The sequence below is a fragment of the Pseudomonadota bacterium genome (genome assembly GCA_039193195.1).
Lineage (GTDB): Bacteria > Pseudomonadota > Gammaproteobacteria > Steroidobacterales > JBCBZW01 > JBCBZW01.
Map to the genome: position 1 here is coordinate 14,493 of JBCCWS010000046.1, position 19,393 is coordinate 33,885.

4 protein-coding genes are annotated in these 19,393 nt (G+C 59.1%); all 4 read right to left on the bottom strand.

Features of this window, described 5'->3' with window-relative positions; genetic code table 11:
- Nucleotides 1–47: 47 nt before the first annotated feature.
- Nucleotides 48–6,650: an amino acid adenylation domain-containing protein gene (locus tag AAGA68_22885; protein MEM9387918.1), complete on the bottom strand. Its 6,603-nt coding sequence runs from the start codon at nucleotides 6,648–6,650 to the stop codon at nucleotides 48–50.
- Nucleotides 6,640–16,557, bottom strand: coding sequence for an amino acid adenylation domain-containing protein (locus tag AAGA68_22890; protein MEM9387919.1), 9,918 nt, complete (start codon nucleotides 16,555–16,557; stop codon nucleotides 6,640–6,642). Before AAGA68_22890 ends, AAGA68_22885 begins: the two co-directional genes overlap by 11 nt.
- A 34-nt stretch (nucleotides 16,558–16,591) precedes the next feature.
- Entirely contained in the window at nucleotides 16,592–17,317 is a 726-nt protein-coding gene (locus tag AAGA68_22895; GenBank protein ID MEM9387920.1) for a thioesterase domain-containing protein, read from the bottom strand.
- Nucleotides 17,318–17,634: 317 nt separating this feature from the next.
- Nucleotides 17,635–19,365, bottom strand: coding sequence for a cyclic peptide export ABC transporter (locus AAGA68_22900; protein ID MEM9387921.1), 1,731 nt, complete (start codon nucleotides 19,363–19,365; stop codon nucleotides 17,635–17,637).
- Nucleotides 19,366–19,393 lie beyond the last annotated feature (28 nt).

A 19,393-nucleotide genomic window follows, 5' to 3' on the forward strand; every position in this document is an offset into this window, starting at 1 on the left:
GGAAGCGAATTCCCTAAACGCCTAATGATTGTCTCCGCGATGGCCTATCAAGCCGTTTGACTTTCCAGTAGCGCCGTGACTTCCCCAGGAGATAGCTCTGCTACCAGCTCATAAAGCTGCGCCACCTCATCGAGATCAGCTCTGCTGCCCACGTGAGCGCTCAGGGCATCCAGGTTTCCTTGGATACTCGGATCGGAGAAGAACTCCCGCAGGCTGATCTCTAGCCTGAACACCCTCTCGATTCGGGACACGATCTTGATCGCCATCAGCGACTGACCACCAAGATTGAAGAAGTTGTCGTGCAGGCCAACATCGCTCACGCCAAGAAGGTCTTCCCAAATCGAAGCGACAGCCCGTTCCGCGGGCGACTCGGGCATCGCTAGAACAGCAGAGGTATTCTCCCCCCGGATTGATAGCAGCGCGGCCCTGTCAATCTTTCCGTTCGGTGTCAGGGGAAGCTCATCCAGGACGCAATAGTCGTGGGGCGCCATGTACGCTGGAAGCGTGTGGATCAAGCGCTGCTTCGCAGCGTCAATAATTACGCAGGGGGCTACGTGCACACCCTCTGCTCTTTGCAGAAATGCTCGCAGCGCCGGTGCTGCTGACTGGGGGTCCTCGAGTAGGACCAGGGCAGCGGACACATGCGATGATTGCGTTAGCTGAAACTCAATTTCGCCCAGCTCGATCCGATAGCCGCGATACTTCACCTGATGGTCTTCTCGACCGATGTAGGTAAGTTCACCATCGCTGCGGTAGCACACCTGGTCGCCGGTGCGGTACAGGCGTGCGCCTGGATCCTCGCTCCAGGGATGGGGCACAAACCTCTCCTTGTTGAGCGATTCGCGATTGAAGTAGCCATCGCCAACGCCAACCCCGCCCAGATATAGCTCACCAATCACACCGTAGGGCACAAGCTGACCTTGCTTGTCACACACATAGTGCGTGTAGCCGGGAAGCGCCCGACCGATCGACACCGGCTCGCCCACGGTGGCAGGGTCGCAGACGTTTTTTACCGTCGCATAGACCGTGGTTTCTGTTGGCCCGTAGCAGTTCCAGATCGTGAGGGGCTTCTCCCTGAACAGTTGCACCAGGTCCTCACCAAGCGCTTCTCCAACGGACACGCCTACCACTTCATGGCGAATCGTCCACCCGGTAGCAAAAAGCTGACGCCAGCGCGACGGCGTGGCCTGCATCACCTCGATGCGTTGGTTTGCAATGAGCTTGAGTTGGCCCTCGGCATCCATGCGCACATCGTCATCAGCGATGACGCAGCAACCACCCGTCGCCAGGCAGGCGCCCCATTCGACCAACGTGATGTCGAAAGACACGCTTGCCAACTGCAGCCACGTTTTTCTCGTCGAGATGCCCAACGCTTGGACAAAGCCACACAGGAAGTTGACCGCCCCAGCGTGAGAGATTTGAACGCCTTTCGGCTTCCCTGTGGACCCGGAGGTGTAGATGATGTAGACCGGCGCCACGCTATCGCGTGCCTCTGCCGGGCCATGGAAATCCACGTCAGCTGCGGGGTACGCCGTTAGCTCCAAATCGGTAAGTAGGGCCACGGTAGGGACCTTCTCGAACACCGCGTGCATGCTAGCGTGGGTGATCGCCCCCTCGATGTCACTGTCCTCGATGATGCTTCTCACCCTATCGATCGGATAGGTATGGTCGATAGGGACAAACGTGGCGCCCACCTTCATCACCGCGTACATCGTCGCAAACACGGCAGGAGAGCTTGGCAGGCAAACACCAATGCGCGCGTGCGGACCGAGTCCCTCGGCGACCAGACGATTGGCGATCGCGTTCGCCCAGTTCTCGAACTCCCGGTAGGTGCAACGCCACTCACCAAAGATGAATGCCGTCGCCTCGGGCGATCGACTCACCTGCGCTTGTATGAGCGCATGAACGGTTTCCGGCACCTCCCCGAGTAGCATAGGAGGACGATTCATGTCGTTCAGCAAGTAGGATTCGTCCTCCCGTGACAGCATTTTCAGCTCACCGAGTGGCTGCGAACTATCCGCCGTCATAAGCCGAAGGAGCAGGTTTTCTACATGTCGGGCCATCATCTCGATCGTCCGAGACTCAAACAGCTGCGCTCTGTACTCGTATTCAAAGCAGAGCCCATCGGCGTCGTCCGTAACGAAGAGGCTCAGCTCATACTTCGCGTGTCCCGTAGCACACCGTTTTCTCTTCAAAGATGAGCGTTGCTGCAACGACGTGGCAGACGCGGGAACATCCATCCCAAGCATTATTTGGAACAGCGGCGTGTACTGATTGCTGCGTCCGGGATTCAGGCGCTCAACAACCTCCTCAAAGGAGACATCCTGGTGCGCTAGCGCACCTAAGTTCGCTCGCCTAACCGCATCAAGAAAATCTCCCACACGCTGACCGTGGTGACAGTCCACACGCAGCGCAACGGTGTTCACAAAGAAGCCGATGAGATCCTCAAAGTGGCGCCGCGGTCGATTGGCCACAGGGCTCCCCATAACGATGTCGTCGGTCTGGGAGTAGCGCGACAGGGCCAGGGAAAACGCTGCTTGGATCATCATGGAGAGGGTCATGCCCTGCGATGAGGCGAACTCCTTTAGTCGCTTAGATCGCTCGGCGGAAACTGCACGTCGCACATAGGCGGCCGTGTAGTCCGGCTGCGCACCGCGAGGCACCGCCAGGCGCAAGTTGTGCACCGGTGGCGAGTTGCTTAGCTGATCTTCCCAATAGTTGAGTTGTCGTCGCCGCTGGGACTCCGTCAATCGCCCCTCTTGCCAGCGCGCATAGTCGCGATACTGGCTGATCGGACGGACCGCTGCTGCCTTCGCATCACTAGCGCATGTCATCTCGCGCATCAGGTGCTCATGCAGGAGGTTCAAAGACCAGCTATCGGCGGCGATATGATGGAGCACGATCAGCAGGTAGCGCGGGCGACCGTCGCAGGACACGAGCGTTGCCCTCAACATGAAATCGCACGACAGGTCGAACGGGCTCTGCTTCGGCTCGTTCAGGGCATCGGCGATCTCGCGCTCCGTGACCTGGGCCAGAGACCGGTGCGAGAGGACGAATTCATCCGCCGATAGGAGTTTCCCGACGGCGGTCCCGTCGGGCTGTTGGACGATGACCGTCCTTAAGGCCTGGTGGCGTTCCACGGTGTCGCGCAGGACCTGCTCCAGGCGCCCGACATCGACAGTCCCTTCCAGCTCGTAGAGCAGGGGCAGATGGTAGTGAAGGCTAGACCCCTCGAGCTGCTCCGTAAGCCACAGCTGCCGCTGCTCATTCGACAACGCTACCGCGCCCTTCGCGCCGCTCCGGGGGGCGTCGATTGGGCCTTCGAGAACGCTTCGGGTCTTCGCGTTCTCCACCACGCTGGCCAAGGCCGCGACCGTCGATGCGTCGAAGAACTCGCTGATGTTGATGTCGACGGAGAACAGCTCACAGACATCGCCGACGAGAGACATGGCCAACAGCGAGTCGCCGCCGAGTTCGAAGAAGTCCTCGTCCGCACCGATGTCGCTGCGACCGAGACGCCGAGACCACAGGCCTGACAGTCGGCGTTGAGTACCAGTCGCAGGCCCCTGCCCCGTCCCCGTACTGACCTTGCCTATAGGCGACGGCAGAGCGTCAACGTCGAGCTTTCCATGGTGGTTCAGCGGCATCTTCTCGACGCGCACCAGGGCAGTAGGCACCATATAGGAGGGAACGCGCTCTGAGAGGAACGCCGCCAGCAGCGCGCCGACGCTCGCCTCGAGGGCAGCCTTGACCGGCGCTGCCGTACCTGCAGGTCCTGCGTCATCGTCAGGCAACAGCGACAAGCACTCTGCGTCAACGACAACGTTCGCATAGTCCCATACGTAATACGCGACAAGCTGCGTATGTCCCGCCGATTTCCGCGGCACGACGGCGACCGAGCGAACGGCCGCATGCTCACTAAGATGCGCCTCTACCTCCAGAAGCTCAACGCGGTGCCCGCGGATCTTCACCTGGCGATCCGTGCGCCCAACAAAGTCAATTGAGCCATCGGGCCTGCGTCGCCCGTAATCGCCGGTGCGGTAGCTCCTCGCCCCGTCGGACTGTTCGGAGAAGCGCAACGATGTCTGCTCTTCGTCTCCCCAGTAGCCCAAAGCAACATACGGACTCTGGATAACGATCTCCCCCACATCGCCTACACCAACTTCAGTCCCAGTATCGTCTCGCAGCGATACTTCGGTGCCTGGCACTGGCCGGCCGATGTTGGCTGCCCCCTGTGGATCTAGCTCTGCAACCTTTGAAATGCACTGCATAGCAAGGGTGGACTCAGACGGACCGTATCCGTTGATAAACACGCAGTTCTCACTAAGCCTGCGCTTTGCGAGGCTCAGCACGGCGCTATCGACCAGCTCTCCACCCATGACAACAGCGCGCAGGTTGCCTGCGAGCTCGGGGATGCGCTCGACCGCGTCGTTCGAGAACAGGTACTTAAATACGGAGGGCGTCGAGTGATATATCGTTACGGCATGCGCCGCGACGAATTCGAGCTGCTGCTGAAGGTTGTGCTGCTTCAGATCTAGCACGCTCAGCGTGGCGCCCGTCAGCAGCGCCGCAAAAATGTCCATTACTGAGGCATCGCAACCGAACGATGATAAAGCAAGCACCTCGTCATCCGGTGTGAGCGAGAGCGCCTCGACATATCGGCGATGGAAGTACAGGAGGTTTTCCTGACTCTGCAACACCCCTTTTGGTACCCCCGTCGTACCGGATGTGTACAAGATATAGGCGTTTCGCTCCGTGATAGGACCTGTGAAGGGAGTCTCCATCGGATCCAACTCGTTCGTATTGATTGATACGATAGGCTCCGGCGAGTCCATAAACGTGAGGGCGGTCGCCTCTTGCTCAAACAGCACAATGCCCACCTTGGCGTTGTCTGCGATGCGCCGTTGACGCTCTGGTGGATAGGTCGCGTCGATGGGGACATAGATCTTGTTTGCCTTCAGGCACGCCAGCATGGCGATGATCATGTCAATTCCGGCGGCGGATACGATCCCGACGATGCGCTGATCCTTCTGGGACAATACGCCGGCTAAGTGATCGGAACGCTTGTCGAGCTCTGCATAGCTGATCGTGTCCGATGTCGTGCGCACGGCCGCTTTACGGGGGAACTTGGCGGCGGCGGCGCGGAAGACTGCGGCCACGGAGTCATGCGCATGTGCTGTGGCAAGCGTGCCTTCCGCACGGTCTGTAGGCCCTGATGTGAGCTCGTGACACGAGAGAGCCAACTGCGGCGAGGTGACGAGATCTTTGAGCAGCGTGGTGTACTGGTGCAGTAACTTCGCTGCGGTTAGTTTATCAACGACATCGATAGCAAACTGCAAACTCACTACAACGCCGTAAGGCTTTAGATCCACTTGCCAAACCATATCGAACTTCGCGTCCGACTGCGCGTGGTCGATGCCCTCGATCTCGATCCCAGGCAGTCGTAGATGGCGCTCAGTAGAATCCACCAACACGAACATGGTTTGCAGGAGCGACCCACTGCGCTGCGATGGGTGGTCTGTCGCAGACTCTTGGATTACGCGTTCGAAGGGGAGGGACTGATGCGCTAGGGCCGCCACCACACCGCGGCCCACGTCCCGAGCCAAGGTAATGAAGTCCTCGCCGTCGTCGATCTTGCTCCGCAGCACGACGGTGTTGGCGAAGAAGCCCACGATGGCCTCGAAGGATTCGCGCGTACGATTGTTAGCGGGCGTCGCGATGAGGACATCGCGCTCTCCCGTGGCAAGGCTAAGAAGCGCCTTTAGGGCCGCGAGGTAGATGGTAAAGCGGGTTGTGTTCTCGCCAACGCCAATGCGTGTGAGCTCGTCGTCAACAGCCAATGGAATCAACTGGGAAACCGTGTCGCACTGACGTTGCGCACCTTCGCCGCCAGCGTGCGAGGCTCGTCCAATTGGCAGCTTCTTGGGCAAATCCTCCAGTGTTCGCCGCCAATAGGCGAGACTTTCACCTAGGCGCCCGCTCATCGCACTGCTCGCTTCCCATCGCGCGTAGTCCGAGTACTGATGGGTGACGGCAGGAAGTTCCGGTGCTCGCCCCGATACCCGCGCTGAGTAGAGCTCACTGATCTCACGATCAACGATATCCAGAGACGTTTGGTCGGTGGCGATATGGTGGATGACGATTTGTAGAAAATGTACGTGCTCTTCAGTACGCACTAGGTTGGCGCGGAAGACGGGCCCGCAGCTGAGCTTAAACGGCCTATCTGCCTCTCTTTGGAGCAGTGCCCGGAGCTGGTCTTCGCGATCGCTGGGGCGTGCTGAGATCAGATCGTGGAAACAGCACTCATGGTGCTCGCCCCCCGACACGGACATCGACGGTTCCCCCTCGTGCTGAGGATAGAAGGCTCTTAGCACCTGATGACGTTCGACCACGCTGGCCAGACTCTCGAACAGCGCATCTCGGTCGAGGCTCCCGCGCAACATGAAGATCTGCGAGACGTTGTAAGCACCGGAGCCAGGCGTGAGCTGGTCAATGAACCACATTCGTCGCTGGGAGGAGGACAGCTGAGCGTACGCGCCCTGCGCCCCATCCGCCGAGAGCTCCTCACCGGCCACCACCGAGATTCCCTTACCCTCCAGGGCACGTTCGAATAGGGCTTCCTGCTCCGTCGTCAGGGTCTTAAGCACCATGAGTGTCACCTCCGGCTGTGACCAGCACAGCGTCTTCATGCCGGCGTGCCGTGAGCTCTTGAGCGATTTCGTCCGCAGATAGTGCAGCGATACGCTCGTAGGTCTCGACCATCAGGGTCAGACGTTCGACCCCACCGGCTGCCTCAGCGAGAGCGACCGTCAGACCTCCGATGGTGGGATGGGCGAACACTGCCGCCAGTGGCACATCGATTTGCAACTTCTCCATCAGGCTCGAGATGACGCTCACCGCCAGAAGCGAGTGGCCCCCCAGGGCAAAGAAGTCATCCATCACGCCGATAGGCCTCGACGTGCCCAGCACTGATTGCCAAACCTTCAGTACGAAGCGTTCAGCCGCCGTCCGCGGCGCAAGTTGACCTTCATTCCCTTCGATAAGGGGAAGCGGTAAGGCACTCCTATCGATCTTGCCGTTTGCCGTTAAGGGGAACTCGGTCAAGAGCACGATTCGGTTCGGCAGCATGTAGCTGGGCAAGCGTTCGGAGAGGTAGCCCTTGAGCTGGTCGCACAGTTCACTTGCATCGCGTAGCGCCAAGTCAATGACCTTCACGTACGCCACCAGGGCGTATTGGGCCTCTTCTTCTCCCCCCTCTTCCTTCTCACCGGCTACACCCGATACCTCCCCGAGGCGAACCTTCTGCACAACCACCGTGTCAATCCAATCCACCTGCTCCAGGTGAGACTGGATCTCTCCCACCTCTATTCGGAAGCCGTTGAACTTGATTTGATCGTCGAAGCGCCCCAGGTACTCCAACTGGCCGTCACGGTTCCAGCGGACGCGGTCGCCCGTCCGGTAGAGGCGCTGCACCGGCAGCCGGCCCACAGGCAGGTGCACGAACTTCTCCCGCGTCAACTGCCGCCTATTGAAGTACCCCTGCGCAAGGCCTGCACCTGCTAGCAACAGCTCCCCTGACGCACCAGGCGGTGCCAGTTGATTGAACACATCCACCACGTAGGCCTGAGAGAACTTGACGGGCCGACCAATCGGCACGGTCCCCTCCACCGCTTCGGTAAAGCTAGCGTGCGTGGAGTAGGTGGTGTCCTCGGACGGCCCGTATAGATTGCAGACCCGCGTGACGCCCTCCACGGCGAGTAGGTCACCCAGGAGCTTTCGCGGCAGGGGTTCGCCCGCGAGATTAACCGTTGATACCGATGTAGGGACGGCCTGGCGTTCTACCAATGCTCGTCCTACGGACGGCACCGTGTTGATGAGCGAGAGGTCGTTCCATGTTCCCGTCATGAGCGCTAAGGGGCTGTCTACGATACGCGTCGCCCCGCCATGGCTGATAGGGACAAAGAGTTCGAACACAGAGAGATCGAAGGTCAGCTGTGTACTGGCCAGAACGCCTGATAGCTCTTGCGCCGAGTACGTCTCGCCAGCCCACGCAATCATGGCAGCCGCATTTCCATGCGTGATCGCTACGGCCTTCGGCGTACCGGTCGATCCCGATGTATAGATGAAATAGGCCAGATCATCCGGCGAACTGCAGTACTGCGTAGGCGCAGCTGGGGTGCGAGAATCCAGCAATTCCTCTAAACATAGAGCCTTCCGTTGGGCAGCGCCCTCCACGCTGGACGCGAGCTCCTGTGAGAAAACAACGAATCGAGCGTCACTGTCCTCCAGCACCATCTCAATGCGCGAGCGTGTGGCATCAAGGCTTAACGGCACGTAGACGGCGCCACACTTGAGGATGCCCAATAGACACGCCAGCATGTTGCTGTCCCGTGACAGCAGCACCGCTACGCGATCGCCGTGTTGCAGGCCCCTATCGCGCAACGCCGCCGCCAAGAGGTCCGCACGCCGCTGCAAGCGCAGATAGGTCAGCTCGCTCTTAGCATCGCGAACTGCAACGTCATTCGGGCTCAGTTCCGCCTGGCGATCAAACAGGCTGACGAGCGTGTGCGTGGATGTGTAAGCTCCCGCGGCGGGATTGAGCTGAGCCGTCAGCGCATGCTCTTCTGCCGGCGCGAGCATGGTAAGTGAAGACAGTTCTTCATGATCCGCCTCGACCAATTCCCGTAGGAGCGCGCATAGGTGCGCTCCCATGCGGGTGATCGTCTGGGCGTCGAAAATCTCTGCAAGATACTCGAAGTCGAAGGTGAGTCCGTGGCCATCGACAATGTTCAGGCTCAGGTCGTACTTGGTCTTCGTCGTTTCCGATTCAATCGGCGAGAACTCCAGCCCGTCAAGCGAAGGCCCGGGGCTATCGCCAGCAATCTCCATGTTGATCAGGATCTGAAACAGGGGCGTCAGCTGCGTGCCGCGCTTCGGGTTGAGCTTCTCGACAAGCAGCTCAAAGGGTAACTCCTGGTTATCCAATGCCTCGATATTCAGGTGTTTGACCTGTTCGAGATAGTCGACAATCCGCGCGTCGGGATCGATATGAACCCGCAGCACCAACATGTTGACGAAGCAACCGATCAACGCATCGAGTTCCCGATGAGCCCGATTGGCGACTGGCGTGCCCACGACGACCTCGCGTTCACCGCTGTACTTCGAGAGCACAAGCGAGAACGCTGCGTGAATGAGCATGAAGGGAGTGAGCTGATGGGCCCGTGCATATGCATGGACGGATGCGGTCAACTCCGGATCCAAACTGACCCGATGGCTCGCACCGCAGAACTCCCTGAGTTCGCTGCGGGGGCGATCAAGCGGGAGGTTGTGCACGGTCGGAAGATCCGCTAGCTGCTGCTCCCAGTAGCGAGATTGGGCCTGGAGAGAACCACTCGCCATCCAGTCTCGCTGCCATAGCGCGAAGTCCGCGTACTGAATCACAGGGGTCTGTATCCCGCTCACCGTACCCCGCACCTGCGCGTTGTACTCCGACGCAAACTCTTGCTGAACGATGGACCATGACCATCCGTCCACCGCAATGTGGTGCATGTTCACCAACAGGGCGTAGTCCCTATCGCCAAGGACGACCACTTCCGCAACGATCGGAAGCTGCCCCTGAAGATCGAAGCGCTGCTCCCATTGCTCGTTGACGCGTTGCTGAAGCGCGTCCCGTTGCAGCGGCTCAGGCGTCGAGCTGAGATCTGTGATGGCCAGGGAGAACACTCGGGCGTCTTCGATGCGCTGCTCGACAAGCTCACCGGGCACTGCGGATTGAGGCTTGTCTACCCGCTGATAGGTGGTGCGCAGCACCTCATGGCGATCGACCATGCGCCTGAAAGCGCCTTGCGCGGCCGCGATGTTCAGGCTTCCGGTAATCCGAAACGCCGCAGGCATATTGTACTTTGTGCTGTCCTCCTCCAGCTGATCGACGAACCACAATCGTAGCTGGGTGAAAGACAGCGGTAGGGGCACGCTTTCGCTTCGGTCCCGTACCTGAAGCAGCGGCGCGCGCCGTTCGCCGCGCCGAGAGCCCAGCGCGTGTGCCATAGCACCTAGCGTACTGTGGCGAAAGACATCTACTACCTGAAAATCGACGTCGAACTCACCACGTACCTCACCCACGAGCCGCATGGACAAGAGGGAATGCCCACCCAGCATGAAAAAGTCGCAGTCCAGTCCGATGCTCCCCACGTCTTGCCCAAGAATGCGCGCCCATAGCTCAGCCAATCGCTTTTCTACGTCGCTTCGCGGTGCAACCCATTCGGTCCGCGAGGTATCAATTCGCTCAAAGGGCAGGCGAGACCTGTCCACCTTGCCGCTCGCGAGTAGCGGCACGCGATCCAGCGCCACCCAATGCGTCGGCATCATGTAGCTGGGTAAGGATCCCTCAATCCGGGCATGGAAGTGCTTCTTCAGATCACCGATCTCACTCAAGGCATCACCGGCGATGAATGCGATTAGCTCCCGTCGCTGATGATCTGGAGCCAAGCCCCTGGAGAAATCACCAACGACAACGGCAACCCCAGTCACCTCCGGCGCCTGCAACAAGCAATGCTCGATCTCACCTGGCTCGATTCGAATCCCGTTGAGCTGCACCTGTTCGTCAGCACGCCCCAGAAAGTGAAGCTTGCCATCGCGGGTCAGCTTGACCCGATCTCCCGTTGCATAAACTGTGTCCGCACTGCCCGGGCACAGGGGATTTCGCACGAACCTCTCATCCGTCAGCTCTGGCTTGTTAAGATATCCCTTCGCGACACACGCCCCTCCCAGGTACAACTGACCGACGGCGCCGAAGGGAAGCAACTGACCATCTTGGTTCAAGATAAGGCCGTAGCGCCCGGGCATGACCTGACCGAGGGTCACCTCACCGTCCAGAGTGCCTGAGACCGCGGTGATCACCCCCTCCGTCGGCCCGTAGGCGTTGACCAGCTGACACTCGAATCGATGCGTCTTCCAGTAGGCGGCGAGTGCCGGCGGTATCGCCTCGCCACCTACGATCACCATACGCAGTGAGCTGTCGGCAACAAGCTGGTGGGCGGCAGCATCCGATCCGGCGTCTTCCCGCACTGCCTGATGCAAAACTGCCGGCGGCAAATCCGCCACCGTGACCTGCTCGGACTGGAGAAACTCGAGGACATCTCGAGCGCCCTGCGTAAGCCTTGCCTTGTCGTAGATGACGCCTGTTGCGCCGCCAAGAAGGGTTCCGATCAGCTGCTCCAAAGAGGCATCGAAACTGATCGAGGAGAACGCCAGGGTTCTATCGACTTCCTTAATCCCGTATCGACTAATGCAGCCATCAATGTGCATCGCCAGCGCACGATGGTCGACAACAACGCCCTTAGGCGCACCGGTCGACCCCGAGGTGTAGAGAATGTATGCGTTATCGCTGAGCTTCGGAGCAGCGAACTCAACGGTCTCGCTGCTCTCGCGCGCGCCAGCCCCCGCCTCACACAGGGAAGCGACGGTCTCGCGCCCGATCGCGAGCTTTGTTGATATTTCCCCATCATCGTCGCCGAGCAGCAGCAGCTGCGCCCCCGCGTCGCGAAGCATTTGCTCTATTCGCGCTGCCGGGAGATCGCTGGCGATCGGCAGATACGTGGCGCCCGAATTGAAGATGCCGAGTACGGCTACGGCCCAGTCAATCGACGGGCTCGCCGTTACCGCCACTACATCGCCGACATCTACTCCGATCCTTCGAAGTTGGACGGCAAGGCTTGTGGCCCGGTGCGAGAGCTCACCATAGGTGATGCTACGACGACCCTCGACGAGGGCAGGCTTATCAAGCTGTCGTGACGCCACTGCAGCAAACTGCCTTGGCACCGCCTGCGGCTCGGGAACCGCGGGACCAGTCAGGTGCGAGAGAATTTCCTGCCTTTCCTGGTCATCGATCATCTGGATATCGGCGAGCGTTTGCGGATTCTCCAGCATTGCTTTCAGGATGTTCAGATAGTGTCTGGCCATCGCGGCCACGGTGCTCTGATCAAAGAGGTCGCTGTTGTATTCGAAGCTGAGCCTCAACAGCTGCCCGTCATCCTTGGCGTCAAGGCTCAAATCGAACTGCGCCGTCGCCCCCTTCTCGCCGACCCCCTCGTAGGGGCTCACATCGATATCGGCAAACTTCCCTATGCTCTGTTGCTGTACGTTTAGGCCAAACATGATTTGGCAAAGGGGCGAGTACTGTGCGCTGCGCCGTGGGTTGAGGTGTTCAACCACCCGCTCAAAGGGAACGTCCTGATGAGACTGGGCATCAAGCACAGTCTCACGAACGCTCCGCAAGAAGTCCTCAAGCGTTGAATCGCCATTGCAGGAGAGCCGGAGAACGAGCGTATTAACGAACAGGCCGATGAGCTTCTCTAGCTCTTTGCTGTTGCGGTTCGCAACTGGCGTCCCAAGTACCACGTCGCCGTCGTTTGCATAGCGTGCGAGCAGCAGGGAGAAGGCACCGTACAGCAGCATATACAGGGTGACGCTTTTGTCGACGGCGAGCGTGCGCAGCTTTTCACATGTCTGTGCATCAACAACCACTTCGAGGTTGGCGCCGTTGACGGTCTGCACATCTGGCCGGGGTCGGTCCAAGGGAAGTCCGTGCACCTGTGGCAGCTCGTCGAGCTGTCGCTCCCAGTACGCGAGCTGCACAGTCGCAGTATCCTCGTCGAGCATGCGGTGCTGCCAGTACGAGTAGTCAGCGTACTGAACTTCCGGCAATGGCAGCGCCATCGCCCCGTCCCGCCGATATGCTTCATAGGCTTCTACGAACTCAGACCACAAGATGTCCAAGGACATACCATCGGCAGCGATGTGGTGAATGTTGCTGACAAGCACCACCTGGTCCTGCGCAAGGCGCAGCGCGCTGACGCGGAAGGGTGCCTCGTCGCTCAGACGAAAGGGTCTCGACGCATTATCGGCAACGATCTCACCCACGCGCGCCTCGAGGGCATCGCCTGCCAAATGCTGAAGATCGACACGATGAAGTCGGAACCCGTCACCCGGGCGTACCTCCTGATAGCACTCACCTGAAGACCCATCATCGATGATGCGACTGCGGAGTATCTCGTGCCGCTCGACGATGTGGCGAAAGCACGATTCCGCGACCTCCTCATCGAAGGGACCCGAAAGCGTGAAGGCCTGCGGAATCTGATACTGAAGACTCTCGCCCCGCAGACGATCGATAAACCAAAGCCTGCGTTGTGCAAAAGAGAGCGGTGCCCGTGCACTTTGATCTTCCCGCTTCAATATCGGCAAGGAGACCGTGGGCTCGCCACAAGCCGATGCCCGTGCGTCGTCGATGAGCCGGGACAGGCTGGCGATCGTCGGCGCCTGGAATACACTCGCCAGTGGCAACTCGACGCCGAGAGCCTTAGCGATGCGCGATAGCATCTTGGTGATCAGTAGGGAGTGCCCACCCAGGCGGAAGAAGTCCGCGTGCACGTCGAGGCATCGCTGGTCGAGGAGCCCACACCAGATTCCCGCTAGGATCTCTTCGGTCGCCGTACTGGGTTGTGCGCCGACCTCACCCTCGAGCTGTTGGAGCGGCTGTGCGTAGAGCTTTTGCACATCCACCTTGCCGCTGGTATTCAGGGGCATCTCATCGATGACGACGCACTGCGATGGCACCATATAGGCGGGGCAGTGCTGCCCAATCCAATTCACTAGCTCAAAACCGTCGACGCGCGCGGACTTCCTGACGGCCACATAGGCCACCAGCTGCTCTATTTCCAGATCGTCACGCAACAGCACACAGGCTTTTCGGACCTGGGCGTGACGAAGGAGCACCGCTTCGATTTCTCGAGTTTCGATGCGGTAGCCGCGCAACTTGACTTGCCCATCAATCCTCCCTTTGTACTCGATACCGAGATCGGCCCGAAGGCGCCCGTAGTCCCCAGTCCTATAGAACACAGGGGCGTTTGATGCCGATGGCGCCACAACAAACTTCTCCCGGGTGAGGGCTGGACTGTCTCGATACCCTTCGGCCAAGGTTGGTCCGCTGACGACGAGCTCACCCACCACGCCCAGGGGCTGAAGCTCATAGTGTTCATCGACCACCGCCACTCGGACCCCCGGATTCGGCCAGCCGATGGGTACCTGGTGAAGGGCGTCGAGCTCAACGCCAAGAGCAGACAGCTCCGAGGTGGTGACGCTCACGGTGGTCTCTGTGGGACCATAGGTATTCAGCAGGCGAACGCTGCTCTTAAAGCGGCGCAGCCACGCCTTCACCAGCGGGAGCGGTGCCGCTTCGCCACCGATGACCACCAAACGAACCGCCGATGGCAACGCCAGCTGCTCATCTTCCTCCAGGGAGCTGACCACCTCACCCCAATAAGCCGTCGGCAAATTGATCGCCGTCAGGGACAGCTCCGCGACTCGTGTCAAAAATGTGCTAACGGTACTGACCATCGCCTGATCACGAACGACAAGCGCGGCCCCGCTCAGCAAGCAAGGGAAGATCTCTTCGCAGCTGGTATCGAAGCTGACCGAAGCGAACTGCAATACGCGGTCCTGCGGCGTAAAGCCGAAGGTTTGAGCCGCCCCTTGGGCGTAGTGCGATATCGCGCCATGCGACACCACCACCCCCTTGGGCTGCCCCGTCGTGCCCGAGGTGTAAATCGTATAGGCAGTGTCTTGCAGAGTGACCGAAGCCTTTGCAGGCCCTACTGGCGCAGCTGCCTCAGCCCCCCCTGTATGATCGCTCGGGGACGGATCACCAACGCATAGGACCCGCCCGGGCAGTGCCTCCTGCTTCCACAGACGTTGCCCCTGTTGGCAGGACAAGATCGTCTCGATGGCCGCATCATCGAGAATGAACTTGACCCTAGACGCGGGTAGCTTGCGGTCAAGTGGCACGTAGGAGGCCCCGGCGATCCATACCGCGAGCACACTGACCACGTATTCCATGGACTGCTCAAAGAACAGGCCCACCCGCTCGTGCGGCTGCACCCCCTGCCTCTCGAGCTCCACGGCTAAACCGTGTGCTCGCTGGCACAGCTGCGCATAGGTCAATGATGCCGACGATGCAGCATCGACCAGCGCCGTCCGTTCGGGATAGTCCTTAGCTCTTCGCGTGATGATGTCGACCAGGGGTCGTTGCTGCAGGTTGCTGATCGGTGGTCCATCGCTGACCGCAGAGATCTGCTCGCGCCTGGCAATCCCAAGGAGTGGCAGCTCATCCACGGGCAAATCCGGCCTTACGACGATCTGCTCCAGCAGGTGTTGGTAAGCAGTTGCGAAACTCTCAATGGTTGAGGGATTGAACAGTCCTGCACAATATTCAAACGTCAACAGCAGCTTGTTATCGATCTTTGTCACGGCCAGATTCAGATCAATTTTCGCCGAGCTATTGTCTCCGTTGAGCAAGGAAACGCTCTGTTTGACCTTGTCCGATGGCCACGGCGTGTTCTGAAAATCGAACCCCGCCTGGAACAAGGCGTTCATGCTCGGGTCTCTTTCCGGGTTCACCGCCTCCACAATGGAGGTAATGGACACGCCGTCGTTTTCCAGATCCGTGAAGCACTCCCGGGTGACCTGCTTGAGCACGGAAACGAACGACCCCCGCTGATCGAAGCGTGCCCGCATGGGCAGTACCTTCGAGAATTGCCCCAGCAAACTCCATGACTCTTCGTGCTTGCGATTGGCAGTGGCGACGCCGAGGACGATGTCGTACTGTCCGGATAGGCGCGCCAGGAGCACGTAAAAGCTGCTAAGCATGGTCATAAAGAACGTGGCGCCGTGGGTCTTGCCAAGGTTCTCGAGCCTGCCTGCAAGAGTCTTCGTCACCGCCAGCTCGTAGGTCGCACCGGCGGTGGAAGAGCGCTTCTCGCGCGAGTAGTCCGCTGGCAGCGTGAGGGCAACGGGTGCACCGTCAAGTCGACTCAGCCAGTAGTCAATCTGCTGCTGCTTCTGCTGCTCCGTGAGCGCCGTCCGCTCGCCCTTGACGAAGTCCCTGTATCTGTATTTCAACGGCTCGAAGGGCACGCAGCTTCCTTCGGCATGCCTCACGTAGCGGTCCGCGAAATCTCGCAGGAACACCCCAGTGGACCAACCATCGAAGATCACGTGATGGACGGTCAGCATCAGCACGCTCAACGCATCGTGCACATGCACCAACTCCACGCGAAACAGGGGCCCGTTCTTGAGATCGAAGGGCTGCCGGGCTCGCTGATCGCTGTAGTTGAGTACCTCATCCCTCCAGTCCGCCCCTTCCGGTACCTTCAGGGTCGTCACCTTGATGGCAACCTTCTGCTTGTCCTTGACTTTCTGCAGCACCTCGCCGCCACTGCTGACAATCTGCGTGCGCAACACTTCCTGTCGATCGACTATGTCCTGGATACTCTTCCGGACCGCGCCCTCATCCACCTGCAAATGGATGATGTAGTTCAGCGGGATATTGAAGGCTGTATTGGTGACGTCTAATGACTGCTGAAACCACAGCGATCGCTGCTCGTCGGATAGTGGGTAGAGGGCCTTCTCCACCGACTTGGCCTTGAGGAGCGTGGCAAGCGCTTTGCGTTTTTGCTCGGGTGTCATTTCACTCACCCGGCCAAGTGCCCCTACTTCACCCATGACAACCTCCACTCGTTGCCGCCCACTGGAACGTTCAATACGCTATCCCGCCAAGCGCTCGATTAAGCGATCCCAAGAGTTGATCGCGATGGGTACGTAGGAAGAAGTGATCACCCTCCACCATGTTCAAGCGGAACGAAACCGCGGAAAAATTCCTCCAGGCTTCCAGCCGCTCCTTATCTACCCGCGCATCCCGCTCCCCACCGAATACGGTGATCGGAAAGCGCGCCAAGTACCCCAGGTCACAGCGGTACGTTTCACAGGCCGCAAAGTCTGCGCGCAGAATGGGAAACGCATAGCGGATCATCTCCTTGCTAGCGAGCACCTCTCGCGGCATGCCGTTCAGCCTAATCAAGGACCGCAGGAAGTCCGCATTGCCAAGCTCGTGAATTGGGTTGAGTTCCGCCAAATGAGGCGCACGCGCAGCAGACACGAAGAGGTGTTGAGGCTCCAGCCCGTGCGTTTCGCTGAGCATGCGAGCAAGCTCGAAGCTCACCAATGCCCCCATGCTGTAGCCAAAAAACACGAAGGGCCGATCAAGCAACGGGAGAATGTTCGGAATGATGTGCTCGACGAGCCCTTCAATGGTGTGGAATAACGGTTCCTCCGCCCTTGCCTCTCGCCCCGGGTAGGCGACGGCTATCAGCTCCGTGTTCGATGGGATCGCCCCCACCCACTGGCGAAACAACGAGGGCCCAGTACCGGCAAAGGGAAAGCAAAACAAACGTGCATCGGGCTCGTGGCACGAATTCAGGGTCATGCACCACGCCGAGTCGCTTGGCTTTCGCAGATAGGCAACTTGATTCATCCGTTCATCCCAAAGTGTTCACTGGCTTGCGTCTCCATTCACCACCTCTCTGCAGCCGTGGCGAGCCCTACCGTTGCTTAGGTGTGACCTCCATCTCTCAGGAGCCTCAAACGCCACCTCGGTCGATAAGGACCATTTCATCGGCCGAACCCGCCCCTGGCGAGGTCTGACGTGGCGTCTGACCTACCAATAGGTTTCAATCGTCTGATGAGGGCTTCGCTTGGCACCAGAGCGCGAACCCTGCTGCCCGATGCGCTAACCCCTAGCGACTAACAGGGCTGCTCCGCGATCTGTCCAATCTCAACATGGGTCTGCGCAGCAGCGCGACGCTCCCGTCGACTGTCTCTCCCGCCACTCGCGGTGGAGCTGGAAGGAGACAGACTCCGGTCTTCCACGATCACACCATCCTCAAAGCGAACAATACGGTCAGCAACATCGAAGTAGTGGTTATCGTGGCTGATGACAATGACCGTCTTTCCACGGGATTTGAGGTCCGGAAGGATCTCTGAGTAAAACACTCCTCTGAATACCGGATCCTGGTCCGCCGCCCATTCATCAAAGAGGTATACATTCCTGTCCTCCAAAAACGACACGAGTAACGCCAGCCGCTTGCGCTGCCCTTGAGAGAGCTCGACGGTGGAGAACTGGTCGCCCTCCAGCTTGACCTTGTCATCGAGCTGGAGCTCCCTGAGGTACATGGCAACCTTCTGTGCCAACCCCTTGTCGACCAGTCCGTGAAGCACACGGAAAAGGAAATAGTCGGAGAACACCACGGCGAAGTTCTGCCGATAGGCATCGCGATTGGCATCCGTTACTTCTTCACCGTTGAGTCGGATCTGACCGCTGTCCTGCGTATACAGCCCCGCCAGGATACGCGCAAAGCTACTCTTCCCACTACCGTTTCCACCGATGATGAACACTAGTTCGCCGGCCTGAAAATCCACGCTGATTGGCCCAAGAGAAAATTCGATCTCCTCGTTTTCCGCGCGGTAGTGATATGCCAGGTCCCTGATCGAGAGAGACTTGAACGTGTCAACGCTTTGAACATCATCGTCCTGTACGTCCGATGTGGACGTCGCGGATAGAGACAAGCCAAGCGATTCGATCTTTTTCAGAGACACGCTTGCGCGCTGGAAGGACGGCATGAAGTTGACGATGAAGGCAATAGGACTATTCATGAACACGGTCATCAGAACGAAGCCCGTAAGCACCTCCGCACTCTCGTTGGTAAACATCGGGATCAAGAAGAGTATGGTGCCGTACACAGCGAAGTAGAAAACCTGTCCGTATGCTGCGGCGATCGCAAATATCTTGTGCCATCGATGGGAGAGGTCCTGCATTGCCTCCGCTGTGGGTATTAAGCGCTCATTTACAAAACTGCTGCGCCGCTTGCTATTGAGCTTCAGCTCTTTATTGCCTTCGATAAGCGCCTGGTAGTAATAGACTAGCTCATCCCACTTATCTCGCCCCTGCGCGAGTGGAGGTCGCGTCTTGGCCGTGATCAGCTCGTGCACCACTACGCCCGCCACAAAAATGGCGAGGATGATCAGCATCAAGGGCCAAGAGAGCCATGCAAGGTAGCTAAAGCACGCGGTGATGATTGCTGCGTTGATCAGCAGCAACGGCACCTCAGCCAACGTGTCAGACACCGCAAGAATGTCCTCGGTCAAAGCTGCCATCAACTTCGAGCGGGTATGAATCTCAACGTCTCGAAGGGGAGCCTTTAAGATCTGATCGCATAGATTTAGGCGCATCTCCTTTACGGCCTGGGTGGCGAGCCGTAGCAGCAAGAGCCTCGAGCTTAGGTTCGCCACCAGCACCGCGGCGATGGTGCCGACGAACAACCATGCGAGACCCTCCGCAGGACTGTCCAGACCGGCGAGGCGCTGATTAACCAGGGCCACGAGCACGGCGCTGGCAGCCCCGCTGACGATGCCCGTGAGCACGGCCAGGAAGATCGTCATTGGCGAGTATCGGACCATGAACAGCAGTAGCTTCATGCGAAGTACCTCCTTTGGCTTAGGGCGC

What these genes read in the sequence shown, in the direction of transcription:
- AAGA68_22900 (MEM9387921.1), bottom strand. Translation starts at nt 19,365, where the DNA reads ATGAAGCTACTGCTGTTCATGGTCCGATACTCGCCAATGACGATCTTC.
- AAGA68_22895 (MEM9387920.1), bottom strand. Translation starts at nt 17,317, where the DNA reads ATGACCCTGAATTCGTGCCACGAGCCCGATGCACGTTTGTTTTGCTTT.
- AAGA68_22890 (MEM9387919.1), bottom strand. Translation starts at nt 16,557, where the DNA reads ATGGGTGAAGTAGGGGCACTTGGCCGGGTGAGTGAAATGACACCCGAG.
- AAGA68_22885 (MEM9387918.1), bottom strand. Translation starts at nt 6,650, where the DNA reads ATGGTGCTTAAGACCCTGACGACGGAGCAGGAAGCCCTATTCGAACGT.